The organism is Brevibacterium litoralis, assembly GCF_040212315.1.
In the GTDB taxonomy this organism is placed as follows: domain Bacteria; phylum Actinomycetota; class Actinomycetes; order Actinomycetales; family Brevibacteriaceae; genus Brevibacterium; species Brevibacterium litoralis.
On record NZ_JBDIUY010000028.1, the window covers coordinates 122740 to 148263 of the forward strand.

The following is a 25524-nucleotide window of genomic DNA, read 5'->3' on the forward strand; positions in this document are numbered from 1 at the left end:
ATCAGCGCCGGGGAGCCGGACTCACAGGCCCGTCGAGGCGACGAACAGGGCGCCGGAACCGGTGACGTGCGGAGTCGCCTCGGAGGCGGCGACGAACACCGACCCACCGGCGCCGAGGGTCACCTGCGCGGTCCCCGAGGACACGGTCCACTCCCCCTCGACGGCGAGCAGGATCGACGCCCCGCTGCGCCGCACCGGGGTGTCGGTCGCGGAGTCGATACGCTGGAGGGCGAAGTCGTCGGTGGCCCCGCGGACCACGCCCGCGGCGTCGGGTGACACCGGTCCCCCGTCGGCACCCGTGGGGACGAGCACCCGGTCGAGTTCGTCGAGGTCGATGTGCTTGCCGGTGAGGCCGCCGCGGAGCACGTTGTCCGAGGACGCCATGATCTCGACGCCGAGCCCGCGGACATAGGCGTGCGGCACGCCGGCGTCGAGGGCGAGCGACTGTCCGGGGCGCAGGTGGTGGACCTGCAGCATGAGACCGACGAGGACGCCGGGATCGCCGGGGAAGTCCCCGGTGAGGAGCGCGAGGAGGTCGAGCAGGTCGTCGGCCGGGTCCTCCGTGGTCCCGGCGCGGCGTGCGGTGACCTCCGGCAGCTCGCCGAGGCGCCCCACAAGGTCCCCGTATCCGGTGCCGGAGAGCACGTGGCGGGTGGCGGCGAGCAGCGCGGCACCGGCGGAGTCCGCGTCCGCACCGGAGTAGACCGGGGCGAACACCGCGTCCCACGCGTCGAGCAGGGCGGCGTCGAGCAGGGCGGCGTCGTCCGTCGGAACCGGGGTGGAGCCGGGAGCCCGAGGTGCCTCGGCGAGGAGGGTGCGCAGGCGGGCGATGTCGGCGCGGATCTCCGCGACCGGGCGGTAGCCGCAGAGTGCGGTGAAATCGGTGAGGGCGTGGATGAGCTCCGGCTTGTGCCAGGCGTCCTTGTAGTTGCGGTGGGAGGCGTCGACGGGGATCCCGGCGGCCTCCTCCCGGGCGAAACCCTCGCGTGCCTGGTCGAGGGAGGGGTGCGCCTGGATCGACAGGGCCTTCCCCGCCGCGAGGATCTTGAGGAGGAAGGGCAGGCGGTCGCCGAAGACGGCGCGGGAGGCCTGCCCGAGGGCGGCGTCCGGATCGGCCGCGATCACCGCATCGAGTCCGCGACCGTCCTCCACGTGCGAGGGGGTGGCGGGGTGGGCACCGATCCACAGTTCCGCCCAGGGGCGGCCATCGGGTTCGACCCCGAGGATCTCCGGGATGCCCCGGGTCGCTCCCCAGTCGTAGTGACGCACGGTGTTCTGCAGTTTCTCCACGTGGCAGGAGTCTACTGAGAGCCGCCTGAACGGGGGCTGAATGTGAACACCCACGCGTGGTCCCGGATCACTTCCCCTGTCCGCACCCGTCACACGCACCCGGTGAGGGTGCGCGTGACGGGTGGCGGACATGATCCCGAACCACACGTGGGCAGGTATTCGGTCCCGGGTGTCACCCGGGCATTCCAAGGCGTCAGCCCAGGTCGGTGGCGCCTCCGCCGGTCAGGTCGGTCGCGCCGGCGGAGATGGAGCCGGTCGGCGAGAACTCCGTGATGCCACGGCCCTCGACCCACACCAGGCGTGCACCCTGGAACAGCTGCTCACAGCGTGTTCCGTCGTCCGTGCACTCCGGCTGACCGTCCGGGTAACCCAGGTGGCCGCGCTCGTAGCCCTTGTCGGCCCAGTAGTCCTGGATCGGACCGTGGAGCGTGTAGTGGGCGGAGGTGTCCGGACTCCAGTGAATGGCGCCGTTCTCGAACTTCTGGAAGGCCCCGTCGCCCTTGAGGCCCTTGACCTCCTCGGAGGTCGGCAGGCCGAGCGCCTCGCGGTGACGGCCCTGGTAGAGGCTGAGGATCCCGTCGCGGACCGAGTGGCCGCCCAGGTCCTTCCGGTAGACGAAGATGCCCTTCTCGAAGACGTGGGCGAACCCGTCGAGGATCGAGTACTCGTTGCCGTAGGCCTTGCCCAGGTCCATGCCGGACTCGACATAGGCCTTCTGCAGCGCGGTGAGGTCGGCGGTGAGGCTCTTGTTGTCGATCATCTTGCCGACGTTGTCGCGGACCTGGCCGAGCTTGTCGTAGAACGCCTGCCCGGGGCACTCGGTCGAGCCGAGGTCACGGTGTCCGACGATCGTCGGGATGTTGCGCCCGTCCAGGTTCGTCCGGGCGGACGGGTCGATCCCGTTGCGGTCGAACTTCCAGGCGATGATCTGCTCGACCGCCTCGAGGGCGGCCTCCGGCGGGGCCTGGTCCGTGAAGGTACCCATGACGGAGACACCGAAGGACCCGGTGTTGTAGTTCGCCACGTGGGCACCGATGACGTTCTTGTCCAGTCCGCCGGCGCGGCCCTCCCACAGGCGTCCGTACTTGTCGACGAGGACGTTATAGCCGATGTCGGACCAGCCCAGCGCCTTCGTGTGGTAGCTGTACGTCCCGCGGATGATGCCCGGCACCTGCTCGGCGGAGTAGTTGTTCGACCCGGCCGTGTGGTGGATGACGGCGGCCTCGGTCTCGTAGGCGTAGTCCGGGCTACCCGATCGCCAGCTCTCGTTCGCGCCCCAGGCGGAGCGGGAACCGACGTCCGGCTTGGGGACCGAGCGGTTCGAGGTGGTCTGCACCCCGGCCGTGCCGGGCACGTAGTTGACGGTCTGTGCCTGCGCAGTACCCACTTCGGGCGCGGATTGGGCGTCCGACACGACGGTGTCGGTGACGTTCTCGGCCTCGACGGCCCCGGTGTCCTCACCGGCGCCCTCGGAGGAGCCCGCCTCACCGGTCGCGGCCTGCGGGCTCGCCTCGGAACCGTCGGCGGACTCGGCGGCGGCCAGGTCGTCCTCGGAGAGGTACTCGTTGTCGGGCCGGTCCTCGGTCCGCGGGATGGAGCCGTCGGCCGGCAGGGTGGCGGCCGGGACGACGGGTGCGTTGGCGGCCACGGCCTGGGCGTCGTTCGCGGAGTAGCGCGGGTCGATGACGACCAGGCGTGCGTCCTCGGGTGCCTCGGTGCCGAGCACACGCAGCTGGACCTTCGTGGCGTCGGAGACGACGAAGGGCTCGGTGCCGGCCACGCCCTCCTCGCTGTCCTCGATGTCGAGGGCGGTCCACGTGTCCCAGCCCTCGTCGGTGCGGGTGCGGACCTCGACGAACACCTCGGCGTCGTCCAGGCCCTTGATGCCGACCACGGACGCGCGGGTCTCCGGCACGTCGAGCGGCTGGGAGATCGCGGCGATGCCCACACCGTCCTCGGTCTTCTCCTTGACCCCGGCGGACATGTCCGGAGCCGGGGCACCGGCGGCATCCTTCTCCGAGGCGTCGTCCTCGGCGTCCGAGGCGCCCGCGTCCTTCGCGACGTTCTGCACCTGGGTGCCGTCGGCGGCGGTGGGGTCGTAGACGCCCAGAGGCGTGAGACCGGCGGCGGTCTCGAAGTACTCCTCGGACTTCAGCGCGTTCGACAGGTTCGTCATCGACGACTGGTTCGCGGCGGTCGCGGACGACTGCGAGGAATTGCGGGCGCCCGGTTCACCGAGGCCCTCGGAGTCCAGTTCGAGGGCGTGCTCCGAGATCTTCGGGGTCACCTGGGTCGACGCGGCGGCCGGGGCGAGCGCGATGCTCGACAGCACGGCCGCAGCAGCACAGGTGGCCACAGTGGGCAGCCCGAACGTACGGACAAGCGTGTTCATCGTTTCAGCCCTTCGGGGGAAGACGGGAAGTGAAGGCTTTCACGAGTTCATCGGCCGCGACCCTCGGGCACCTCACGGCGGCCCAGGACGGACGAATCTGCTCAACAGCTCCGAATTCTTACACAGTTCACGGCGTGTCGGAGTGGACAATACGACCTTCGGCACGAATTACACGGATGTCGTTTCCCGAGATCCTGGGCGACACGCCGTGGTGAAATTTCTTGCGATCCGAGGGCCGTGGACCGCCCTCCGGACTCCTCCTGACGCACCGGGGAACGGCCGAGGTCAGGGAACAGAGCAGATGCTCGCGGCATCCGGTTCGGCCGATCCGGAGGCGAGCACGGAGACGTCCGACCCCATCGCGAGGATAGTGTGCGCGTCCGAGGAGGAGGTGTGGGGCGCCTCGCCGGCGGATTCCGTGGACTCCTCGCCCGTGCCCTCGATCGCCTCGGCGACCAGGCGATGGGCCTCGTCGAAGTCCGGATGGGACGGGGTGATGCGCGGCGGTGTGAGGTCGAGGGACTCCATGCCTCCGTCCTTGGCCTCCAGCGCGAGGCCGACGAACCGGTCGACCATCCGCTGCGGGATGTCGGTCGAGACGACCTCCGGAGCGGCCTTGGCGATCGCCTGGTAGCGGAGGACGACGGTGGCGGGGTCGAGCTGCTTCATCATCGCCTCCTGCACACAGCGCTGGCGGGTCATCCGCTCGTAGTCGCTGGAGAACTCCCGGGAGCGGGCGTACCAGAGGGCGTGGAAGCCGTCGAGGTGGAGGTCACCGGGCTCCATCCACTCGCGGACGGGCCCGTGCTCCCCGGTCTCCTTGTCGATCGGCGCGGAGACGGGGACGCGGACCTCGGAGCGCAGTCGGATGCCGCCCATCGCGTCGATGAGGGTCTCGAAGCCCTTCATCTCGATCATCGCGTAGTACTGGACCTCCAGGCCGGTGGCACCGGAGAGGGCGTCCATCATCGCCTGCGGGCCGGCGAGATCCGGGTCGTCGAAGAGGTCCGCGTTCTGTTCGCCGAGCTGGTAAACGGCGTTGAGCAGGCAGGCGTCGCCGCAGTCGTAGCCGTTCGGGTGGAGGTCGTGCAGGGGTGAGGACTCGGGGAACGGGACGTTCTGCATGTTGCGGGGCAGACCGATCATCACGGTCTCGCCGGTGTCCGCGTCGACGGAGACGACGGAGATGCTGTCGGGTCGGATGCCCTCGCGTCCGTCACCGGCGTCGGAGCCCAGCAGCGCGATGTTGTAGCGGCCGTCGACGGGGCGCTGGACCCCACCGGAGGCGAACAGACCGGACATGAGGCCCCGCTGCGAGTTCGCCGTCCACGTCGCCCCGGCCAGACCACCGCCGCACACGAGGACGCAGACGACCGCCGCCGCGAGGAACCGCGTGCGACTGCGTGCCGAGAGCGTCACGAGGCGCACCCGGCGCAGGGTGTCCGCGAAGGTGACGAACCACGTGACGGTGAGGACGAGGAGCCACAGGGTGAGGACCGTGAGCACGATCGGGTCGGTCCCGAGGGTGAACGCCGTGTTCCGGTGCACCAGCAGGAGGACGACGACGAGGACGACGAGCAACCAACTGAGCGCCGTGACCACGAGTGCGGGACGGGCCAGACGCCGGGCTCCGTACAGGCTCTGCACGGAGCCCGGCAGCAGCAGCGTGGCGACGAGGAGGATCCACCCGCGGACGTCCCGACCGGACTGGTGGGTGTACTGCGGGTTCCTCATCGGGTCGACCCAAGTCGGTCGACGCTGCTCACTCACGGGTGGAGCCTCTCCTGTCCTCGTGATGGTGGTTGTGCGGATTCAGGCGATTGATGCGGCGGTTTCAGCCGGCCAGGAGCTTGCGCCCCATGACCATGCGCTGGATCTGGTTGGTGCCCTCGTAGATCTGGGTGATCTTGGCGTCGCGCATCATGCGCTCGACCGGGTGGTCCTGCACGTACCCGGCACCGCCGAGCAGCTGGACGGCGTCGGTCGTCACCTGCATGGCGACGTCGGAGGCGTGCGCCTTCGCCGCGGCACCGAAGTAGCCGAGGTCCGTCTCGTCGCTCGACCCCTGGGCGGCCCGCTCGCTCTTGGCGGCGGCCGCGTAGGTGAGCTGGCGGGCGGACTCGAGCTTCATCCCCATGTCCGCGAGCATGAACTGCACGCCCTGGTTGTCGCCGACCGGCTTGCCGAACTGCTTGCGTTCCTTCACGTAGCCGATCGCGTAGTCGAGCGCTCCCTGGGCGATCCCGACGGCCTGCGCGGCGATCGTCACGCGCGTGTGGTCGAGGGTCCGCAACGCGGTCTTGAGGCCGGTGCCCGGCTCCCCGATTATCCGGTCGCCGGGGATCCGGCAGTTCTCGAAGAACAGTTCCCGGGTGGGCGAACCCTTGATGCCGAGCTTGCGTTCCTTCTCCCCGAAGCTGAAGCCCTCGTCGCCCTTCTCGACGACGAAGGCACTGATGTTCCGGCCGCGCGGCCCGTCCGGGTCGGTGACGGCCATGACGGTGTAGAACTCGCTCTCACCGGCGTTCGTGATCCAGGTCTTCACGCCGTTGAGGATCCAGTCGTCGCCGTCGGCCACGGCGCGGGTGCGCATGCTCGCGGTGTCGGATCCGGCCTCCCGCTCGGACAGGCCGTAGCTGAAGCCCTTGCCGGCGGCCAGCTGGGACAGGTACTTCTTCTTGATCGCCTCGTCGCCGCCCAACTGCACCGGCATGGAACCGAGCTTGTTGACGGCCGGGATGAGCGAGGAGGAGGCACAGCCGCGGGCGATCTCCTCGATGATGATCGACACCGCGAGGGCGTCGGCTCCGGCACCTTCGTACTCCTCGGGCACGTGGGCGGCGAAGAGATCCGTGGCGACGAGCGCCTCGTGCGCCTCTTGCGGGTATCGGGAGTCCGCGTCGACGGAGGCCGCGGCCGGGGCGATCGTCTGGTCGACGACGTCCCGGAGGAGAGATCGCAGCTCCTCGTGGTCCTCGGTCGGGCGGTAGATGGTGGCGAAATCGGTAGCGGATGCCATGGAGCGGGCTCCTCGGGTCGGGGACTCACGGTGGCGGGAGAAATCCGGGACCACGTCGTCCGGGCCCGGCCACCGGATCAGAGCCTACCGACCCCGGTCCCCCACGCGCGCGTGGACACCCCGTCACCGGCCCGCGCTCGCATCACACTCCCAGGAGCCCGGCCCGGCTGAGCCCGACTCCGCCCCGGCACCCCGCCGCCCCGACTGTGCCCGACGCCGTCCCGCCCCGGCACCCCGCCGCCCCGATATACGCGACGACCCCCGATATGTCAGCACATATCGGGGGTCGTGAAAGATACCGGGGCGGTCTCGGGCCCGGGCGGCGGACCAGTCAGTCCAGCTCGTCGAGGAGGGCCCGGCCCTTCGCCTCGGCCTGTGCCTTGAGGTCGTCGCGGTAGGTGTCCATCGCGGTGCGGATCCGGGCGGCTTCCTCCCCTTCACCGGCACCGAGCATCCGGGCGGCGAGGAGTCCGGCGTTTTTCGCATTGCCGATCGAGACGGTCGCGACGGGGACTCCCCCGGGCATCTGCACGATCGACAGGAGGGAGTCCATGCCGTCCAGGTACTTGAGCGGCACCGGCACACCGATGACCGGCAGCGAGGTGACCGAGGCGATCATGCCCGGCAGGTGTGCCGCTCCCCCGGCCCCGGCGATGATCGCGCGCAGCCCGCGGTCGGCGGCGGTCTCGCCCCACTCGATCATCTCGTGGGGCATGCGATGGGCGGAGACGACCTCCGCGGAGAACGGGATCCCGAACTCGGTGAGGACCTCGGCGGCGGCGGACATCGTCGGCCAGTCGGAGTCCGACCCCATGACGATACCGACGACGGGTGCGGTGTTCGCGTCACTCATGCCTGCTCCTCGGTCTCGGCGGCGACCGGTGCAGGGACCGGGAACCCGGGCGCTGCGGCATCGGCCACCGCGGCCTGCGACCTGTCGGGGTGGTCCGGCCACGGGTCGGTGTCGGCCCCGGCGATGAAGTCCGCGGCGTGTCGGGCGCGGCGCAGGACGTCCTCGGGGTCGGTGCCGACGAGGTTCACGTGACCGAGCTTGCGACCCGGGCGGGCCTCCTTGCCGTACATGTGGATCTTCACGCGGGGGTCGTGCGCCATCACGTGGAGGTACGGGTGGTAGAGGTCCTCGTGCTCGGTGCCGAGCACGTTCACCATGGCGGTCGCCGGGGCGAGCGCGGAGGGGTCGCCCAGCGGCAGGTCGAGGACCGCCCGCAGGTGCTGTTCGAACTGGCTGGTGACGGAACCGTCCTGCGTCCAGTGGCCGGTGTTGTGCGGGCGCATGGCGAACTCGTTGACGACGTACCCGTCCGCCGTCTCGAACATCTCCATCGCCATGACACCGGTGACGCCCAAGGACCCGGCGACCGTGAGGACGTCCGCCTGGATGCGCGTGGCCAGCTCCGGGTCGATCCCGGGCGCCGGGGCGACGGCCTCCTTGCAGATGCCGTCCTGCTGGTAGGTCGCCACGACCGGCCACACGGCGGTCTGGCCCATGGGCGAGCGGCCGACCATGACGGCGAGTTCGCGGGTGAAGTCGATCTTCTCCTCGGCCAGGAGGGCGTCCGTGCCGGTCGGCAGGTCGGCGAACCAGTCGGCGACGTCCGCGGCGTCCTCGACCACTCGCACGCCGTGACCGTCGTAGCCACCGCGCGGGGTCTTCACGACGACGGGCCAGCCGATCTCGTCGCCGAAGGCGGTGAGCTCGGCGGTGTCCGCGACGCGCGCCCAGCGGGGGTTGGGCAGGCCGAGTTCCTCGACCTTCGCGCGCATGACGAGTTTGTCCTGCGCGTGGATGAGGGCGTCGGGCCCCGGGTGGACGGCGTGGCCGTCGGCGGCGAGCGCCCGCAGGTGCTCCGGCGGCACGTGCTCATGGTCGAAGGTGAGGACATCGACCGTCTCGGCGAATGCCTTGAGCGTCGCGTAGTCGCGATGGTCACCCACCGTCGTGTACGCGGACACCTGGGCCGCCGAGGACCCTTCTGCCTCCGAGAGGAGATGGAACTGGACACCGAGGGCCTCGGCCGCGGGCGCCATCATGCGCGCCAACTGACCTCCGCCGATCACACCGACCTTGGGAAAACTCACGCGGGGCAGTCTATCGCGAGACGTGACCTGCAGTGGGGAGGACCCCCGGGTGGTCGTCAGGAGGTCGTGCGACAATCGACCGATCGGTGCAGGTCACCGACCCGGGGATCCGGGACAGGACCCGGGGCAGGACGAGGACGAGGAGCGCGACCGCGGACATGGGTGTGCGTCACGAGGCCAAACGCGTGGCCAAGTTCTCCGCCGTGGGCGGGGTGGCGTTCGTCATCGACGTCCTCGTCTTCAACCTCCTGCGCCCCGATTCCCTCGCCGGCCCCATCTGGGCGAAGATCATCTCCGTCACGCTCGCGACCCTCATCGCCTGGGTCGGCTCCCGGTACTGGACCTTCAAGGACGGGAAGCGGCACTCCGCGGCCAAGGAGGCGGTCGCCTTCCTCCTCGTGAATGCCGGCGGCCTGCTCATCGCCGTCGGTTGCCTGTGGTTCAGCCGGAACGTCCTCGACCTCACGAGCATCTTCTGGGACAACGTGTTCGGCAACGTCGTGGGGGTGGGCCTGGGCAACATCTTCCGGTACTTCATGTACCGGTTCGTCGTCTACAAGGTCACGCCCCGCCGCCCGAGCCTCCGCCGCGAGGTCGTCCCCGTCGACGCCTGACCCCGGCAGTACGCTTCCCGGGAATCGGGTGTGCGAGGAATGGTGCTTTTGCCCCGGTTCGCCGCCGATCCGCGCACACTCGAATCGCGGAGACACCAACGAGGCGCTCTGGAGTCCTCGGGGGAACTCCAGAGCGCCTCGGGAGCTGCGACCGGGCACCCGGGGATCCCACTGCGTCGGGGATCAGGCCAGAGCGCCTCGGGAGCGGTACCGTCGGGCGACGGCGGATCAGATGATGTCGTGACCGTCCTTGCGGGCCTTCGCGAGGTCCCGGAAGAACGAGACGGACACGACGCCGAGGACGACGGCGACGATGGCCGGCCACATGAGGACGTAGACGGTGAGGGCGGCGATGCTCATCGGCGGGTTCCTTCCTGGTCGGTGGCGGTGACCCGCGAGGTGTCGCGGGCACCCTCCGTGGTGGTTCCGGTCTCCGCTCGGTCGTCGAAGTCACCGGTGAGGCGCTTGAGGGTGGAGAAGTCGAAGTCCATGGTCGAACGGAACGACATGACCGCACAGATGACGGCGCTCACCGAGTAGGCGACGAGCGCGGCGGACAGGGTGCCGTACTGGTGCAGGAACCCGATCGAGAACGGAGCACTCACGACCATCGCGATGCCACCGACCCACAGGGCAGGGGTCCGGCCGACGAACCCGAAGACCATGAGGCCGAGCACGATGCCGATGCCGATGACGCTCAGGATGTCGGTGACGATGCCGAAGAAGCCGGCCGGCGCGATGAGCTCGAAGCGGACGACGATGAAGAAGACGAGTGCCACGACGACCGAGACGGTGAACGCCGCGTTCGTCACCTTCTTCCAGTAGAAGCTCGCGATGACGGGGAACACGAGCGCACCCCACAGGCCACCGACGAACACGAGCAGGTCGAGGATGTCGAGTTGCAGGCTCGCGAAGGCGAGTGCCGCGGCGGTCGCGAGGATCATCGTGATGCGTCCGACGAGCAGCATCGTCTTCGGGTTCGCGTTGTCCTTGCCGCCGGCGATGTCCTGCCCGTAGATGTCGGCCATGGTGATGGACGACAGGGCGGCGAGGTCGGAGTCGGCCGTCGAGGACAGCGCGCCGATGACCATGATGAAGAACAGGGCGAGCAGCGGCACCGGCAGGTAGGTCGAGGCCATCTGCGGGATGATGTTGTTCGTGTCGCCGTTCAGCGGCTCCATGCCGAGGTAGAGGGCGAGCACACCGAGCATGCCGACGCCGATGACCATCGCACCGTAGCCGAAGGTCGCGGTGACGAAGGTCTTCTTGATGAGGTCCTCACGGACGGCGAAGAGGCGCTGCGCGATCGTCTGGTTGCCGATCGCGTAGGCGAGGACGGCCGCGATGTAGGGGGCGCCCTGCTCGAAGAAGGCCGTCGAGGAGAAGAAGTTGCCCTGCTCGGGCGTGAGGTTGGCGGCACCGGTCTCGAAGGCCGCCGGGAAGTCCGCGGCGACGAAGATGACCGGCACGATGATGACGACGGCACCGAGCATGAACAGGACCTGCACGAAGTCCGTGAGCACCGAGGCGCGGAAGCCCGACCACAGCGAGTACAGGAGCACGCCGAGGGCGACGATGAAGACGCCCTGCGTGAAGGTGAGCGGCGAGAGCAGCGAGATGAGCACGCCACCGGCCAGGAAGTTCGACATGAGGCTGATGAGCGAGCCGACGAGGTTGGAGCTCGCGAGCATGAGCTGGCTCGACTTGCCGTGGCGGGCGTACATGACCTCGGCGAGGGTGTGCGCCTTCGGGGCGACCGCGCGGATCCGCTTGCCGAAGGGGTAGATGAAGAGGATCATCAGCGCGCCCCAGAGCCCGTAGTGGATGGGTCCGGAGATGCCGTAGTTGTAGCCGGAGGTCGCCGCGGCGTACATCGACGACGCCCAGATCCAGGTGGCGGTCATACTGGCCGCGGCGATGCCGAAACCGATGCCGTTGCCGGCCGTCATGTAGCCGTCGGCGTTCTCCTTCTTCTTGCCGATCCGCACGGACAGCAGGAAGGTTCCGCCGTAGAAGACGAGGATCAGCACCACCACGAGGGGGATGCCGAACTGGACGAGGTCCGATGAGTTCACGTGTCGACTCCTGTGTTCGGTTGCAATACCCCCGTGTCCGGGAGCAGTGCGACGCGACGGGTCGGACGTGGCAGCCGAGCACGTGCGCTCACAGCGCCTGCGTCGGGCCCCGACCTCGTCGAGGAATCGACCCTCCTTCCGGAACACGGTCGGCACAGGCCGTGCCCGGAACAGGTCGCCCCGGTGAGTGGAGCGACCGGTAGAGCTACCAGGCGAATGGCATGTACCTCACAGGAGACTATAAGTAATCGAAAGTTGAATATCTAGGCCCAGAGAATTCCGGGGCTCGTGTGGCCCGGAGTCCAGCGGACCACCCACGGCAGGACCGAGCTCGTTCGTCACCGTCCACCCCTGTCGGGATCGATTCATGAAAAGTATCATTGCCGTCCATGAGCGGCATGAATCGTGACCTCGTCCTGTGGGTCCAGATCGTCGCCGTCTCCCTCGTCGGTGCGGTCGCCGTCGTCTGTTTCCTCGTGTCCTTCAACGTCGGCCCCGACACGTCCGGGGTGCTCCGCACCATCGCCTACATCGCCGCCGGGATCTGCGCCGTCATCGGCCTGAGTTTCGCACTCACCGGGAGGAAGCAGTCCTCATGAGCGGCATCGTCCTGGCCCTCGCCGTCGTCGGTGCCGTCGCCGTCCTGTCCTTCGTGCTCGCCGTCGTCCTCCGCCTCACCGGCGGCGCGGGGAACGCCGGGTTCAAGGCGTTCCTCCTCGTCGCCGTGGGCTCCGCGGCCGTCTGCGCGATCCTCGGGATCCTCATCGCGCTCGTCGGCGACTGAACCGCCCCACGCCGGCGCCCGGAACGGTGGGTCGTACCGGGCACGGGGGCGGGATCCGATGTCAGTCGGGCCCCGGCCCCAGGTGGGAGAACCAGGCGCTCTCGAAGGGCTCGACCTCCTGTTCGAGCGTCGCGGACCACAGGGGCCACTCCGTCGCGAGCCGGTACACGCCGTTCTCACGCGTGAGCCACCGGTAGTCGACGAGTTCCCGCCGCAGGGTCGCGAAGTCCGGGTGGACCGCCCCGATGAGGGCGTTGACCTCGGCCTCCGGGTAGTCGCGGTACGGCTCGAACCGCGCGAGGATCTCGAAGAGCACGACGACCTTGGCCCGCCGCCTGGTCGGAATGGACCGCAGACGGCCCTGCGTGTCGAAGAAGGACCGGACGGTGCGGTCGTAGAAGCGTCGCGCGGCGACGTCGACCCCGTCGAGCCACGTGCGATCCGGCGCGGCCGGAGTCGGCACGGCCTGTGCCGGTGCAGAGGGCGCCTCGCGAGTGGGAGGCGGGGTGTCGAGCAGGGCCGCGCGGGCGGCCGTGTAGGTCTCCCCCGTACGTTCCATACGGGTACGGACCAGGCGTTTGAAGTCGCGATCTCGCGTCATGACGGTTCCTCCGGCGCACGGCGCGGCCCCGGTCCGGGTGCGCCTGTGGGTGCGTCAGGCGGACTCGCTGGAGGTCCGAGGATCCTCTCCCCTTCGCCGGTCCCGCGTGGGCGGGCGTCGCTCGTACCGGGGCGAGCGCGGCTGGGCGTCGGACTCGCACGCCACTGCACACGAGTCTACCGCGCGCCCGAGGTGCCGGTGCCCCCACCGACGCGAAGGACCCCCGCACCCGGGGTGGGTGCGGGGGTCCGAGTGCCGGAGAGGTCCGTCAGGGCCTCACGTGAAGGACGTCATCACGCCTTCTTCGTCATGGCGTCGGCGGTGCGCAGTTCCTCCGCGACCTTCTCCTCGACCTCGCTGTTGCGGGTCAGGAGCGACACGACGACCGTGACGATCATGTTGACGACGAAGCCGGGGACGATCTCGTAGATCGTGGACGACAGGACGTCGACCTGGCCCCACACGAAGGCGACGAGCGCGCCCGAGGCGAGACCGGCGATCGTGCCCCAGTTGGTGAGCTTCTTCCAGAACAGGGCGAGCAGGACGATCGGGCCGAAGGAGGCACCGAACCCGGCCCAGGCGAAGCCGACGAGGTCGAGGATGCTGTCCGCCGGATCGATGGACAACAGTGCTGCGACGACGGCGACGAGCAGCACGGCACCGCGGCCCAGCCACACGTAGGTCTTGGGCGACAGGCGCGCCTCGGTGGCGCCCCGCTTCTCGGTGAAGGTCTTCACGAGGTCCTCGATGAGCGCCGAGGAGGTGACGACGAGCTGCGAGGAGATCGTCGACATGATGGCCGCGAGGACCGCGGCGAGCACGAGACCGGCGATGAGCGGGTGGAACAGGATCTGCGCGAGATCGAGGAAGACGGTCTCGGCGGTCTCCGTGTTCGTCAACGTCATGTCCGGGTTGGTGGAGAAGACGCTGATGCCGACGAGTGCGGTCGAGACGGCACCGACCGAGGCGAGCACCATCCAGCTGATGCCGATCCGGCGGGCGGTCGTGGCCTCCTTGGCGGATCGCAGTGCCATGAAGCGCACGATGATGTGCGGCTGACCCGGGTAACCGAGGCCCCAGGCGACGGCCGAGATGATGCCGAGTGCGGTTCCGCCGGCGACCCAGCTGAGCGCCTCGGGCTGCGCGGCCTGCACGTTGGCGATGACGGTACCGGGGCCGCCGGCCTGCATGAGCGCGACGACCGGGACGGCGATGAGCGCCAGGAGCATGAGGATGCCCTGGGCGACGTCCGTGAGGGTGGCGCCGAGGAATCCGCCGAACAGCGTGTAGGCCAGGGTGATGACCGAGACGATCAGCATGCCGACGACGTACGGAGCGCCGAAGGTCGACTCGAAGAACTGGCCGGAGGCCACCATGCCCGAGGACACGTAGAAGGTGAAGAACACGAGGATGATGACGCCACAGAGCACGCGGAGGACGCGCGAGCTGTCACGCAGGCGGTTCTCGAAGAAGCTGGGGACGGTGATCGAGTCCCCGGCGAGCTCGGTGTAGGCACGCAGGCGCGGTGCGACGAACTTCCAGTTGAGCCAGGCGCCGACGGTGAGGCCGACGGCCATCCAGGCCTCGATGAGTCCGCCCATGTAGACGGCACCGGGCAGCCCGAGCAGCAGCCAGCCGGACATGTCCGAGGCGCCGGCGCTGAGGGCGGCGGTGCCCGGGTGCAGCCCACGGCCGCCGAGCATGTACTCGCCGACGGAGTTCCGCGACCGGCGGTACGCGAAGTACCCGATCGCGAGCATGCCGACGAAATAGAGGATGATCGCGATAGTCCGGAAAGTGGTTTCCGACATCTTTCTCCTTGGTGCGCGACATGCAAAAGCCGGACGGATGTCCGGCTGTGCGTGGCGCGTCTGTCGTGGGTCCTACCCACGGTCGGTTGCGGTTGTTTTCCCGCGAATCACGATAACGACTCCTGCGCATATCGCACGCCGTCCGACCGTATCCGCCCGCACCATGCGCGATGTGGGCCGCGTCATGTGAAGTGTGTCACTGACCTGCGGAAATGGTCCCGAGAGAGGTCCTTATTCCCTGGTGTCGCGCCGGATGTCGATGTCAACTCGGAGAAGTTGAATGCCTCCTGTACATCGGTGATCTGCTTCATGCCGGATGGAATATCTCACATTTGACCTCAGGGCCGCCGAGAGGGCTTCCGTAAAGGGCCTGAAGTGCCCAGTGGGTCACATTTTCGATATCAGCGTGCGGGATATCAGCGACGGGATTCGCCTGCGTCGAAGAACAGGTCCCCGAAATCCTCCGCGTACCCGACGAGGACGGTCCGGGAGTCGGTGAGGGCGGCCACGAGGTCGTCATGGCCAGGTGCCTCGGCAGCGGCGTGGAGTTCGCGGAGCCGGTCCGCGATCCGCGCGGCCTCGGTCGCGGTGAAGGGGGTGTCACGGACGAAGCCGAGGTAGGCGGCGCCGATACCGAAGAGGCGGAGACCGAACTCCTCCCCGAGTGTCCGGACGACGGCCTGGTTGTGGAAGACGTCGAGGTCGTCGGTGAAGTAGCCATTGGGGAGGCCGGCGAGTACCAGGTCGTCACGGGTGACGATGTCGGCCGGGAGTGCTTGGATCATCGCGGCGCCCGTGAAGACGAGACCGGGATCGGCATTCACCCGGGCCAGGGTCTCCAGGTCGGTCGTTTCCGCCGGGACGCGACCGCAGGCGTCCGCCCAGGTCACGCGGTTCTCCGAAGCGTCGAGCGCGGCGACGACATGGGCGAGCTGGGCGTGTTCGAAGGCCTCGATGAAAGCGACGTCGTCCGCCTCGGAACTGATCGTCGGTTCCGCCCCGGCGGGCGCCTCGAAGTCGTCGAGTGCCAGCCGCTCGTCCTCCATCGCATGCATCGACGTGTAGACCGCCTGGTCGAGGTCGTCGAGGGTGACGAGGAAGCGGTGTCCGGGCCCGTCGCCGTGCGCGTCGGTGGTCGCCAGGTCGTCGAGGAGGCCGAGGACCTCGTCCATGTCCGTGACGGCGTCGAGACGCACGAGACTGAAGGAGTCGATGCCCTCCATCCCGTCATCGGCGTGCGGGTCGACCGGCGTCGTGTCCACGGCTCAGACCGCCTCGGGGGTGGCGCCCGTGGTGGTGGCGTCGGTGGGGGTATCCGGGGCACGGTCGGTGTCCGCGGAGGACAGGCAGACGAGGAAGTCGGAGTCCGCTTCGAACGGATGGGCGTTCCACGTGGACCAACGGGCGTCGATCCGGGCACCGGCGGTGGCGAGATCGTCCGCGTAGGCGGCGAAGTCGTAGTCGCGGCCGGCACCGAAACCGGTGATCAGACGTCCGCCGGGGGCCAGGAGCCCGACCAGGCGGGTGAGCGCGGGGACGCGGGCGGCCGGGTCGAGGAAGGTGAGGACGTTCCCGGCGGAGACGATGAGGTCGAAGCCCGTGGCCCCGGCCGGGACGAGGTCCGGTTCGAGCGCGGCGAGGTCGCGCACGTACCAGGCGGCCCGTGGGAACGCCCGACGGGCATGGCCGATGAGCACGTCGTCGAGATCGACCCCGACGACATGGTGACCCCGTGCGGCCAGGTAGCCGCCGGTCCGGCCCTGCCCGCAGCCGGCGTCGAGGATCGCGGCGCCACGGGGCGCGAGGGCGTCGACCAGACGCGCCTCGCCGTCGATGTCCTTCCCCGACTCGACGAGGTCCACCCACCGGCGGGCGTAGCGGTCGGAGTGCCCGGGATCGGCCGCACGCATGCGGGCCCACTGGTGGTCGTACGTCATGCTCCCATCCTGTCATCGACCGCCGACACGTCGACGCATGGTGGGTATCGGAAGTGGGGTCAGAACCCCACGGGAGTGATGGGCCTCAAGGTCCCCCGGTACCAGGACTCCAGGGCCAGACGCTCGTGCGGGACCACGGGGTCGGGGAGCGCATCGAGCGGGAACCACCGCAGGTCGGTCGCCTTGTCCTCCTGGAGTGCGGGCTCGCCGTCCCAGGTGGTGCAGGCGAAGAAGAAGTCGATGCGCTCGTCGACCGCGGCACCGGCCCCCGTGCGATGCTCGACGGTGAGGAACTCCAGGTCCGAGGCCGTGACGTCCACCCCGAGTTCTTCCCGGACCTCGCGGACGGCCGCGGCGAGCAGGTGTTCCCCCTGTTCGACGTGGCCCGCGGCTCCCGCGGCCCAGTACCCGTCGTGATACCCGGTACCGGCACGCAGTTGCAGGAGCACCCGGTCGTCACGGCGAAGGAACACGTACGCGGCGGGGATGACGGAGAACCGTCCGTGGGAGGCGGCATAGGCCTCGGAATAGCGCTCGGGACCGGTCATGCACCCCATCTTGCCAGGCCGGATCGCCGGGCAGGCGACCGCTGCGGGACAGGCGACCGCTCAGGCGATGTAGCGCCCGGGGCGGTGGTTGAAGGCCAGCACGATGTTGAGCACCGCCGCACCGAGGGCCGAGAGCAACACCATGAGCGGCGAGGCGAGGAAGAAACTGGAGAGCACGACCGCGACGTCGAGGCCCATCTGCACGTAGCCGGCCCGGACGCCGGACTTCTCCTGCACGATGATCGCGAAGATGTTGAACCCGCCCATGCTGCCGCCGTGCCGGAACAGGACGAGCAGTCCGACACCGATGAGCAGGTTGCCGGCGAGCACACCGTAGAGCGTGTTGACCTGATCGAGCGGCAGGGCCCAGGACTGCAGACCCGTGAGCGCCGAGGCCGCGACGACGCAACCGAGCGACTTCACCGTGAACACCCACCCCTTCTTCCACAGTGCCAGCGCGAAGAAGGGCAGGTTCACGAGGATGAAGAGGACCTCGAACGACAGCGGTGCGGCATAGCTGATCGCCAGCGACAGGCCCGCCGTTCCACCGGTGACCGCGCCGACCGCCTTGACCAGGTACAGCCCGAGCGAGGTGACGACGATCCCGGTGACGAGACCGAGGGCGTCCTCGAGAGCGGTGTGCGGGATACGGACGGACTCGACGGTCTCGGTGACAGGTGCTGACATGCCTCCATCATCTCAGACGCAGGTTTCGCAACCGTGTCCCACCCCTCGGGACGGGCCGCTCGCGAGGTGCCCTGGCCGGATCCCCGACGCGCCCGGAATCCCCCGCGCCGGGCCGATCGCCTCACCCGAGCACGCGCAGGAGCGGGATCTCCAGTTCGTCCGGGGTCACACCCCCGTGGTGGCCGATGAGGCCCAGGCTGCTCGCGCTGTCGTGGGCGGAGTCGACGATGCCGTACCCGGGACCACAGACGACGATCACGTCGCCCAGGCGTCCCAGGTTCTCCTCACGGACGGGGCCGAACCACCCCTCGGCGACGGCCCGGTCCCGGGTGAGGACGCGGGCGCGGTCCCCCGACTCGGCGGCGAAGGCGGCGGCGACGTCCGCGGTGGCACCCGATCGGGCGTAGAGGTGCACGGCCCGCGGCTCGCCGCCGACCCCCCGCAACCCGGTGGTGAGTTCCGGGTGTTCGGCGATGTCGGTGCGCCCGGAGTGCGGGACGTCGACCATGCCGTGATCGGCGGTGACGAACAGCCCGGTGTCCTTGCCCAGGGAGGAGGCGAGCTCGGCGAGGTTCCGGTCGATCTCCTCGAGTTCCTCCAGCCACTCCCAGGAGTCGACACCCTTGCCGTGCCCGATCTTGTCGAGGTTGCCCCAGTACAGGTAGACGAGGCGCCGACCGGGCGCCCGCAGTTCCTGCACCGCGTGATCGACCCGCTGGGACAGGGAGCGCGACCCGCGGAACCGACCGCCCCGCAGGGAGGCCTGGTTGAGTCCACGCCCGGCGAACTTGGGCTCGCCCAGGCTCACGACGTCGACACCTGCGGCGGCGACCCGTTCGAACAGGGTGTCGTCGGGGACCCACGCCTCGGGGTCGACCTCGGGGTCCCAGGTGAGCTGGTTGAACACGGCGTCCCGGGACGGGTCGAGCAGCCGGTAGCCCATGACGCCGTGACTGCCCGGCAGCAGACCGGTGCCGAGCGAGGACAGGGAGTTGGCGGTCGTCGAGGGGAAACCCGCGCTCATCGACAGGGTCCCGGGCAACAAGGAGCGAAGGAAGGGGGTGTGGGCGGCGCGCGCACGCAGCAACCGCTCCCCCAGGCCGTCGACGAGGACGACGACGGCCGCGCGGAGCTCCACGTCGAGGGCGAGGCCCCGGGCCCGGTCGGCCGCCCCGTGATCGAGCACACCACCCGCCCCGAGGCCGAGCGCCGCGGCGGGGACGAGGTCCGACAGCAGGTGGGCACCCGCGTAGTCCGGAGGCCGGAACGCTCCCGGCACGTCCCCTCCCGTCACGTCCCCTCGTGTCACTGTCGGCGCGCCTCGAACGCGGCCCGCCGGAGGGTCCGCACGAAGTGTTCGGCGCGTGCGACGGCGTCCTTCCCCTCGGCCTGGGCGGAGACGCGGACGACGACGTCGTCGTACACCATCCGGCCGTTGTAGCCGTGGTCGGCGGTGCAGTCGGGGTCCGGGCAGCCCTGCGGGAGCAGGTCGAGCCCACCGGCGCCGCCCCAGCCGAGGGTGAGCGCCACCTCGTCGGGGCGGTCTCCGGCCCGCGACTCGGCGGGCTTGGCGTAGACGCGGTTGAGGCGCACCGTGTGCAGCTGGGACAGCGGGATCTCCTCGGACATCGTGAGTCCGCGGGGCTCGCGCCGGTACACGCCCTCCTCCGGCTCGTCCTCGACGTCGGCGAACAGCAGCCGGGTGGGCGTCACGAGAAAGGCCATGACGTGTCTGTGGATGCTGTCGTAGTCGACATGGGTGTCCATGTGGACGAGGTGAGCGAGGACCTCCTCGTCGTAGAGCGACTCCAGGAGCATGGAGCCGGTGAGCTGCGGGTAGTACCCGGAGCTCTGGAGATCGGCGACGAGGTCGTGCGGGATGGAGGACGGCATGCCCACAAGTCTAGGCGCGCCGGTCCGGTCCGGGCGCGCGGGTGTACCCGATCGCAACCTCCTCGTCACCGCCTGTGCCTAGGATGGAGGGCATGGAAGCCTACCCCGCGTACTGGGAAGCCGATGTCGTGCTGCGCGACGGTGCAACGGCGCACCTGCGGCCCATCCGTCCCGACGACGCCGACGCCCTCCAGGCGATGCATTCCCGGCAGTCCCCCGAGTCCGTGTACCTGCGGTTCTTCGCACCCCTGCCCACCATCCCCCAGCGGGATCTCGACCGGTTCGTCACCGTCGACCACGTCGACAGGGTCGCCTTCGTCATGACGATCGGCGAGGAGATCATCGGTATCGCCCGCTACGACCGGATCGGCGAGCGCTCGGCGGAGGTCGCCTTCAACATCGCCGACGCCCATCAGGGCCGGGGCCTCGGCTCGATCTTCCTCGAGCACCTGGCCGCCGCCGCCCGCGAGCGCGGCATCGAGGAGTTCACGGCGGAGGTGCTGCCGCAGAACCGGTCGATGCTCCAGGTCTTCGCCGCCGCCGGGTACGAGGTGTCGCGGGAGTTCGACGACGGCGTCGTGGCCGTCCGGTTCGACATCGACCCGACCGAGAAGTCCATGCAGGTGCTGGAGTCCCGTGAGCACCGCGCCGAGGCCCTGAGCGTCCGCTCGGTCCTCCACCCCCGGTCGGTCGTCGTCATCGGTGCCAGCCGCAAGAAGAACTCGACGGGCAACCTGCTCATCCGGAATCTCACCGGCGCAGGCTTCACCGGCCGGATCCACGTCGTCCACCCGGAGGCCGAGGCGGTCGCCGGCATCCCGGCCGTCCCCTCGATGGACGACCTGGACCGCGACGTCGACCTCGCCATCATCGCGGTGCCCGCCGAGGCGGTCGCCGGGGTGGTCCGCGACTGCGCGGCCCACGGCGTCAAGGCCGTCGTCGTCATCTCCTCCGGTTTCGCCGAGACCGGCGAGGCGGGTCTGGACCTCCAGCGGGAGGTCGTCCTCACCGCCCGCAGCCACGGCATGCGGGTGGTCGGCCCCAACTCCTTCGGCATCGCGAACTCCGAGGACACCGTCGCGCTCAACGCCTCGCTCGCGCCCTTCCTGCCGGACTCCGGCAAGCTCGGGCTGTTCAGCCAGTCCGGCGCGCTCGGCACCGCGCTGCTCGCCGCCGCGAAGAACCGGGGCCTGGGGATCTCGACCTTCGTCTCCGCCGGCAACCGTGCGGACCTGTCCGGCAACGACGTCCTCCAGTACTGGGACGAGGACCCGGCCACCGACGTCGTCGGCCTGTACTTCGAATCGATCGGCAATCCCCGCAAGTTCTCCCGGATCGCCCGGCGGGTCTCCCGTGTCAAGCCCGTCATCGTCATCAAGAGCGACTTCACCGGCCGCGAGCTGCCCCCGGGCCACACCGTGCGGCTGTCCTCCCTGTCCGGCAAGGCGCTCGACCAGGTGCTCACACAGGCCGGTGTCATCCGCGCCGACACGATCCACCAGCTCTTCGACATCGCCCAGGTGTTCACCTCGCAGCCGCTGCCCGAGGGCAGGCGCGTCGGGGTGATCGGCAACTCCGCCGCCCTGTCGACCCTCGTCGTCCAGCGTGCCCGGTCCGAGGGACTGCGCGTCGACACCCCGCCGGTGTCCCTCCACCCGGAGGTCTCCGTCGCGGACTTCCGCGCCGCCCTGCAGTCCGTGTACGAGGACCCGACCCTCGACTCCGTCGTCGTCCTGTTCGCGCCCTCCTCCGGAGCGCAGGAGACGGAGATCGCCCAGGCCGTCGCGACCGAGGCGGCCCGGGCCGGCCGGACCACCGTGGCCTGCTTCCTCGGCGTCCACGGTGTGCAGGACGAGCTCACCGCCCACACCGTCACGGTCGACGGTGAGACGGTGTCCCACACCGTGCCCTCCTTCATGGGTCCGGAGGACGCGGTCTTCGCCCTTTCCCGGGTCTCCGAGTACGCCATGTGGCTGCGGTCCGACCGTGGCACCTACCCGGAACTCGCCGAGGTCGACGAACACGCCGCCCGCGCCGTCGTCGCCGGAGCCCTGGAGGGCAAGGAGCCCGGCACCCGGGTCTTCCTCGAACGTGACGAGTGCTCCGCGCTGCTGCGGGCCTACGGCATCGGCCACGTGCCCTACCGGGCGGCGAGCACCGTCGAGGAGGCGCTGGCCCACGCCACCGATCTCGGCTACCCCGTCGCGCTCAAGGCCGTGAGCCCGCGCCTACGCCACCGTCTGGAGCTCGGCGGTGTGCGGCTCAACATCGACGACGACGAGGAACTCCGCCTCGACTGGGACGGCATCAAGGAGGTCATCGACCAGGTCCTCGGCCCCGAGGACGACCACCGGATCGACGTCCAGCCCATGGCCCCTCCCGGTACCTCCTGCGTCATCCGCGCCGGCGAGGACCCGCTGCTGGGCCCCATGGTCTCCTTTTCACTCGCCGGCGACACGACAGAGCTGCTCGACGACGTCTCCCACCGCGTGGCACCCCTCACCGACGTCGACGTCCGCCAGATGATCCGCGGGCTGCGCGCCGCTCCCCGCCTGTTCGGGTACAAGGGCCTGCCGGTCATGAACGTCGCACCGCTGGAGGACATCATGCTGCGGCTCTCGGCGATGGTCGACGCCTTCCCCGCCATCCGCGACATCGAGCTGCGTCCCGTCATGGCCACCGAGACCGAGGCGCACGTGCTGAGCGTCAAGGTCAAGCTCGTGGCCGCGAACGACCGGATGGACGGCTTCCGCCGCCGCCTGTTCCTCGGGTGAGCTCGACGCCGATCGAACCCCGGCACCCCACCCCGAACCGCCCACTCAACGGTTTTCCGCACTCCGCTCCCGGGGCGCCCTGGTCCGATCCCCGACGCACCCGGGCCGTACCTGCCCGGCCGCCGTCGTCGCGGCTCCCGCGAGCGGGACATGCCAGGGGCGGGGCGCCTCGGCGGCGCTCCCCCGGTTCGACTGTAGAATCGGACATCGCAAACGCGTACGAATCCGAGGAGCTGCATGGCCGAGAAGACCACCGATCAGGTCGCCGGACAGATCACCGACATCGACGTGTCCGAGGAGATGGAGACCTCCTTCCTCGAGTACGCGTACTCGGTGATCTACTCGCGTGCCCTGCCCGATGCGCGTGACGGTCTCAAGCCCGTGCAGCGACGGATCATCCACCAGATGGGCGAGATGGGGCTGCGGCCCGACCGCGGGCACGTGAAGTCCTCGCGCATCGTCGGTGACGTCATGGGCAAGCTCCACCCGCACGGCGACACGGCGATCTACGACGCCCTCGTGCGCCAGGCGCAGCCCTTCGTCATGCGGGTGCCGCTCGTGGACGGACACGGGAACTTCGGGTCGCTCGACGACGGTCCGGCCGCGCCCCGGTACACCGAGGCCAAGCTCACGGACGCCTCGATGGCGATGATCGCCGGGCTCGACGAGGACGTCGTCGACTTCGTGCCGAACTACGACAACACGATCACCCAGCCGGAGGTCCTGCCGGCGGCCTTCCCCAATCTCCTCATCAACGGTGCCAGCGGCATCGCGGTGGGCATGGCGACGAACATGGCCCCGCACAACCCCGGCGAGGTGATCGCCGCCGCCCGGCACCTGTTGGAGAACCCGGACGCCCCGCTGTCCGAACTCATGCGATACGTGCCGGGACCGGACCTGCCCTCGGGCGGGCGGATCATCGGACTGTCCGGGGTCCGGGAGGCCTACGAGACCGGCCGGGGCACCTTCCGCACCCGGGCGACGGTGAAGTTCGAGAACCTCACGGCCCGGCGCAAGGGCATCGTCGTGACCGAACTGCCCTACGGCGTGGGCCCGGAGAAGGTCATCGAAAAGGTCAAGGACGCGGTGAACTCCAAGAAGCTCACCGGCATCACCTCGATCGACGACTTCTCCGACCGCAAGCACGGACTGCGTCTGGTCATCGGCATCAAGAACGGGTTCAACCCGGAGGCCGTGCTCGAACAGCTCTACCGCCTCACCCCGATGGAGGAGTCCTTCGGCATCAACAACGTGTGCCTGGTCGAGGGGCAGCCGCGCACGCTGGGGCTCAAGGACCTCCTCGGGGTCTACCTCGGTCACCGCCTGGAGGTCACCCGCCGGCGCACCGAGTTCCAGCTCGGCAAGGCCCGTGACCGCCTGCACCTCGTCGAGGGCATGCTCATCGCGATCGTCGACATCGACGAGGTCATCCAGCTCATCCGGTCCTCGGACGACTCCGCGACGGCACGCACGCGCCTCATGGACGTCTTCGACCTCACGGAGATCCAGGCGACCTACATCCTCGACCTCCAGCTGCGCAGGCTCACCCGGTTCTCGCGCATCGAGCTCGAGGCCGAGCGGGACGAACTGCAGGCCCGGATCGCCGAGCTCCTGGAGATCCTCGCGGACCCGGCCAAGCTCCGCGCCCTCGTGTCCTCCGAACTCGCCGCGACCGCCGAGGCGATGGACGACCCGCGCCGCACCGTCCTCGTCGAGGGGTCCCTCAAGGAGATCCAGGCGCAGGGCAAGAAGAAGGCACAGGAACTCACCGTCGCCGACGAGCCCTGCTGGGTCCTCCTCTCCACCTCCGGCCGTCTGGCCCGCACCCAGGACCGGTCCCCGCTCGCGACCGAGGGGCGGCGGGCCTCCCACGACGCGCTCACCTCCCAGGTCGCGGCGACCAGTCGCGGGACGCTCGGCGCGGTGACCGACACCGGCCGCCTCGTCCCCTTCGAGGTCGTCGACCTGCCGTCCCTGCCCCCACAGGCCACCCGGCCCAATCTTGCCGGGGGTGTGAAGATCTCCGACTTCTTCACGCTGGAGGGCAAGGAGCGTGTGGTCGGGATCGTCGATTTCTCCCGCGACTTCGTGCTCGGCACCGTGGGCGGTGTGATCAAGCGCGTGGCCGGTGGCGACAAGCCCGGCAAGGCCGACACCTGGGAATCCATCACGCTCAAGGGCGCCGACCGGGTGGTCGGGGTCGGCCAGCTGCCGGACATCGACGCCGCACGCGCCGTGTTCGTCTCCTCCTCGGCACAGCTGCTCACCTTCGGCACGGACGCGCTGCGTGCCCAGGGCTGGGCCGCGGCCGGTGTCGCGGGGATGAAGCTCGGTTCCGGCGCCTCCGTCGTGTCCTTCGATCTCGTCGACCCCGAGGACGACAACCGCGTCGTCACCGTCGTGCTCGGCGAGACCTTCGACGGGGACCCGGCGCACTCGGTCAAGGTCTCCGACCTCGCCGAGTTCCCCACCAAGGGCCGTGCGACCGGTGGGGTCCGCGCCCAGCGGTTCCTCAAGAGCGAGTCCGCCCTCGTCCTCGCCTGGGCGGGGCCGTCCCCGCTCGCCGCCGGTGCCGCCGGGGGCGCCCGGAGCCTGCCGGCCGAACTCGGTCGCCGCGACGGGGCCGGGACCCCGCTGGATGCGAAGGTCGACGCGATCGGCACGGTCCCCCACGCCCGAGGCGCCCTGGAGCCGACATCCACCGCGGCCTCTCCCACCGCCGAGGACGGTGGCGGCGCAGGTTCCGCCGGTGGATCCACCGGTGGTGGCCCCGACCGGAAGTCCGGTGGTGGTGCCCGGGGTCGGGGCGCCTCGGGAGCGGGTGGATCCGGTGCGACGACCGCGGGGACACGCGGCATGGCGGTCCCGCTCGACCTCGGCGGGGACGACGAGGACGTGGCGGCACGCAATGCCGCGATCGCCCGCGCCGCCGAGGCCGCCGAGGAGGGCGAGTCCGCGATCGTCACAGACTACGAGGACGACACCTCCCTGTTCTGATC

Annotated in this window: 21 protein-coding genes; 5 read left to right on the forward strand and 16 right to left on the reverse strand. The window is 69.7% G+C overall.

Annotated features, from left to right (window positions below; genetic code table 11):
- Positions 1–21 precede the first annotated feature (21 nt).
- The 6 genes from manA to AAD496_RS10715 all read right to left on the reverse strand — a co-directional run bounded on the left by manA (position 22) and on the right by AAD496_RS10715 (position 8801).
- On the reverse strand, positions 22–1290 hold the full coding sequence (gene manA, locus AAD496_RS10690) for a mannose-6-phosphate isomerase, class I (protein WP_349828707.1): 1269 nt from the start codon (positions 1288–1290) through the stop codon (positions 22–24).
- 193 nt (positions 1291–1483) lie between these two features.
- On the reverse strand, positions 1484–3682 hold the full coding sequence (locus AAD496_RS10695) for an N-acetylmuramoyl-L-alanine amidase (protein ID WP_349828708.1): 2199 nt from the start codon (positions 3680–3682) through the stop codon (positions 1484–1486).
- Between the two features lie 285 nt (positions 3683–3967).
- On the reverse strand, positions 3968–5452 hold the full coding sequence (locus AAD496_RS10700) for an LCP family protein (protein ID WP_349828709.1): 1485 nt from the start codon (positions 5450–5452) through the stop codon (positions 3968–3970).
- Between the two features lie 64 nt (positions 5453–5516).
- Complete coding sequence (locus tag AAD496_RS10705) at positions 5517–6701, reverse strand: acyl-CoA dehydrogenase family protein (protein WP_349828710.1); 1185 nt, start codon at positions 6699–6701, stop codon at positions 5517–5519.
- A gap of 331 nt (positions 6702–7032) precedes the next feature.
- Positions 7033–7554, reverse strand: coding sequence for a 5-(carboxyamino)imidazole ribonucleotide mutase (purE, locus tag AAD496_RS10710; protein WP_349828711.1), 522 nt, complete (start codon positions 7552–7554; stop codon positions 7033–7035).
- Positions 7551–8801 carry a 5-(carboxyamino)imidazole ribonucleotide synthase gene (locus AAD496_RS10715; protein WP_349828713.1) on the reverse strand — a complete coding sequence of 417 codons (1251 nt, stop codon included), beginning with the start codon at positions 8799–8801 and terminating at the stop codon, positions 7551–7553. Before AAD496_RS10715 ends, purE begins: the two co-directional genes overlap by 4 nt.
- Before the next feature lie 158 nt (positions 8802–8959).
- Here AAD496_RS10715 and AAD496_RS10720 point away from each other — a divergent pair, with 158 nt between their 5' ends.
- Positions 8960–9415, forward strand: coding sequence for a GtrA family protein (locus tag AAD496_RS10720; protein ID WP_349828714.1), 456 nt, complete (start codon positions 8960–8962; stop codon positions 9413–9415).
- Positions 9416–9643: 228 nt separating this feature from the next.
- Here AAD496_RS10720 and AAD496_RS10725 read toward each other — a convergent pair whose 3' ends face one another.
- Together AAD496_RS10725 and AAD496_RS10730 are read right to left on the reverse strand one after the other, a co-directional pair.
- Complete coding sequence (locus AAD496_RS10725; RefSeq protein WP_349828715.1) at positions 9644–9775, reverse strand: putative transporter small subunit; 132 nt, start codon at positions 9773–9775, stop codon at positions 9644–9646.
- Complete coding sequence (locus AAD496_RS10730) at positions 9772–11490, reverse strand: sodium:solute symporter family protein (RefSeq protein ID WP_349828717.1); 1719 nt, start codon at positions 11488–11490, stop codon at positions 9772–9774. Before AAD496_RS10730 ends, AAD496_RS10725 begins: the two co-directional genes overlap by 4 nt.
- 389 nt (positions 11491–11879) lie before the next feature.
- On the opposite strand from AAD496_RS10730, the gene AAD496_RS10735 reads away from it, so the two are divergent.
- Together AAD496_RS10735 and AAD496_RS10740 are read left to right on the forward strand one after the other, a co-directional pair.
- On the forward strand, positions 11880–12089 hold the full coding sequence (locus AAD496_RS10735) for a hypothetical protein (protein ID WP_349828718.1): 210 nt from the start codon (positions 11880–11882) through the stop codon (positions 12087–12089).
- The gene (locus tag AAD496_RS10740) at positions 12086–12274 is read left to right on the forward strand and encodes a hypothetical protein (RefSeq protein ID WP_349828719.1); all 189 of its coding nucleotides are present in this window, start codon (positions 12086–12088) and stop codon (positions 12272–12274) included. The genes AAD496_RS10735 and AAD496_RS10740 overlap by 4 nt, the downstream gene beginning before the upstream one ends.
- 61 nt (positions 12275–12335) lie before the next feature.
- On the opposite strand, the gene AAD496_RS10745 is transcribed toward AAD496_RS10740, so the two are convergent.
- The 8 genes from AAD496_RS10745 to AAD496_RS10780 all read right to left on the reverse strand — a co-directional run bounded on the left by AAD496_RS10745 (position 12336) and on the right by AAD496_RS10780 (position 19751).
- Positions 12336–12875: a DUF2087 domain-containing protein gene (locus AAD496_RS10745; protein WP_349828720.1), complete on the reverse strand. Its 540-nt coding sequence runs from the start codon at positions 12873–12875 to the stop codon at positions 12336–12338.
- Positions 12876–13168: 293 nt separating this feature from the next.
- Positions 13169–14686, reverse strand: a complete 1518-nt coding sequence (putP, locus tag AAD496_RS10750) for a sodium/proline symporter PutP (protein WP_349828721.1) — start codon at positions 14684–14686, stop codon at positions 13169–13171.
- Between the two features lie 416 nt (positions 14687–15102).
- Positions 15103–15948: a hypothetical protein gene (locus AAD496_RS10755; RefSeq protein ID WP_349828722.1), complete on the reverse strand. Its 846-nt coding sequence runs from the start codon at positions 15946–15948 to the stop codon at positions 15103–15105.
- Between the two features lie 3 nt (positions 15949–15951).
- A complete protein-coding gene (locus tag AAD496_RS10760; RefSeq protein ID WP_349828723.1) occupies positions 15952–16623 on the reverse strand; it encodes a class I SAM-dependent methyltransferase in 672 nt (223 codons plus the stop codon).
- A 59-nt stretch (positions 16624–16682) separates the two neighbouring features.
- Positions 16683–17171 (reverse strand): NUDIX hydrolase, encoded by a 489-nt coding sequence (locus tag AAD496_RS10765; RefSeq protein ID WP_349828724.1) that lies wholly within the window; start codon positions 17169–17171, stop codon positions 16683–16685.
- Positions 17172–17231: 60 nt separating this feature from the next.
- Complete coding sequence (locus tag AAD496_RS10770) at positions 17232–17858, reverse strand: YitT family protein (protein WP_349828726.1); 627 nt, start codon at positions 17856–17858, stop codon at positions 17232–17234.
- Between the two features lie 121 nt (positions 17859–17979).
- Positions 17980–19152: an alkaline phosphatase family protein gene (locus AAD496_RS10775; protein WP_349828727.1), complete on the reverse strand. Its 1173-nt coding sequence runs from the start codon at positions 19150–19152 to the stop codon at positions 17980–17982.
- A gap of 11 nt (positions 19153–19163) precedes the next feature.
- Entirely contained in the window at positions 19164–19751 is a 588-nt protein-coding gene (locus AAD496_RS10780) for a DUF5998 family protein (RefSeq protein WP_349828728.1), read from the reverse strand.
- Between the two features lie 92 nt (positions 19752–19843).
- Between AAD496_RS10780 and AAD496_RS10785 the strand changes: the two genes are divergently transcribed.
- The gene (locus AAD496_RS10785; RefSeq protein WP_349828729.1) at positions 19844–22525 is read left to right on the forward strand and encodes a bifunctional acetate--CoA ligase family protein/GNAT family N-acetyltransferase; all 2682 of its coding nucleotides are present in this window, start codon (positions 19844–19846) and stop codon (positions 22523–22525) included.
- Between the two features lie 237 nt (positions 22526–22762).
- The gene (locus tag AAD496_RS10790; protein ID WP_349828731.1) at positions 22763–25522 is read left to right on the forward strand and encodes a DNA gyrase/topoisomerase IV subunit A; all 2760 of its coding nucleotides are present in this window, start codon (positions 22763–22765) and stop codon (positions 25520–25522) included.
- Positions 25523–25524: the final 2 nt, after the last annotated feature.

What these genes read in the sequence shown, in the direction of transcription:
- AAD496_RS10695 (WP_349828708.1), bottom strand. Translation starts at nt 3,682, where the DNA reads ATGAACACGCTTGTCCGTACGTTCGGGCTGCCCACTGTGGCCACCTGT.
- AAD496_RS10705 (WP_349828710.1), bottom strand. Translation starts at nt 6,701, where the DNA reads ATGGCATCCGCTACCGATTTCGCCACCATCTACCGCCCGACCGAGGAC.
- purE (WP_349828711.1), bottom strand. Translation starts at nt 7,554, where the DNA reads ATGAGTGACGCGAACACCGCACCCGTCGTCGGTATCGTCATGGGGTCG.
- AAD496_RS10720 (WP_349828714.1), top strand. Translation starts at nt 8,960, where the DNA reads ATGGGTGTGCGTCACGAGGCCAAACGCGTGGCCAAGTTCTCCGCCGTG.
- AAD496_RS10725 (WP_349828715.1), bottom strand. Translation starts at nt 9,775, where the DNA reads ATGAGCATCGCCGCCCTCACCGTCTACGTCCTCATGTGGCCGGCCATC.
- AAD496_RS10735 (WP_349828718.1), top strand. Translation starts at nt 11,880, where the DNA reads ATGAGCGGCATGAATCGTGACCTCGTCCTGTGGGTCCAGATCGTCGCC.
- AAD496_RS10740 (WP_349828719.1), top strand. Translation starts at nt 12,086, where the DNA reads ATGAGCGGCATCGTCCTGGCCCTCGCCGTCGTCGGTGCCGTCGCCGTC.
- AAD496_RS10745 (WP_349828720.1), bottom strand. Translation starts at nt 12,875, where the DNA reads ATGACGCGAGATCGCGACTTCAAACGCCTGGTCCGTACCCGTATGGAA.
- putP (WP_349828721.1), bottom strand. Translation starts at nt 14,686, where the DNA reads ATGTCGGAAACCACTTTCCGGACTATCGCGATCATCCTCTATTTCGTC.
- AAD496_RS10760 (WP_349828723.1), bottom strand. Translation starts at nt 16,623, where the DNA reads ATGACGTACGACCACCAGTGGGCCCGCATGCGTGCGGCCGATCCCGGG.
- AAD496_RS10765 (WP_349828724.1), bottom strand. Translation starts at nt 17,171, where the DNA reads ATGACCGGTCCCGAGCGCTATTCCGAGGCCTATGCCGCCTCCCACGGA.
- AAD496_RS10770 (WP_349828726.1), bottom strand. Translation starts at nt 17,858, where the DNA reads ATGTCAGCACCTGTCACCGAGACCGTCGAGTCCGTCCGTATCCCGCAC.
- AAD496_RS10780 (WP_349828728.1), bottom strand. Translation starts at nt 19,751, where the DNA reads ATGCCGTCCTCCATCCCGCACGACCTCGTCGCCGATCTCCAGAGCTCC.
- AAD496_RS10785 (WP_349828729.1), top strand. Translation starts at nt 19,844, where the DNA reads ATGGAAGCCTACCCCGCGTACTGGGAAGCCGATGTCGTGCTGCGCGAC.
- AAD496_RS10790 (WP_349828731.1), top strand. Translation starts at nt 22,763, where the DNA reads ATGGCCGAGAAGACCACCGATCAGGTCGCCGGACAGATCACCGACATC.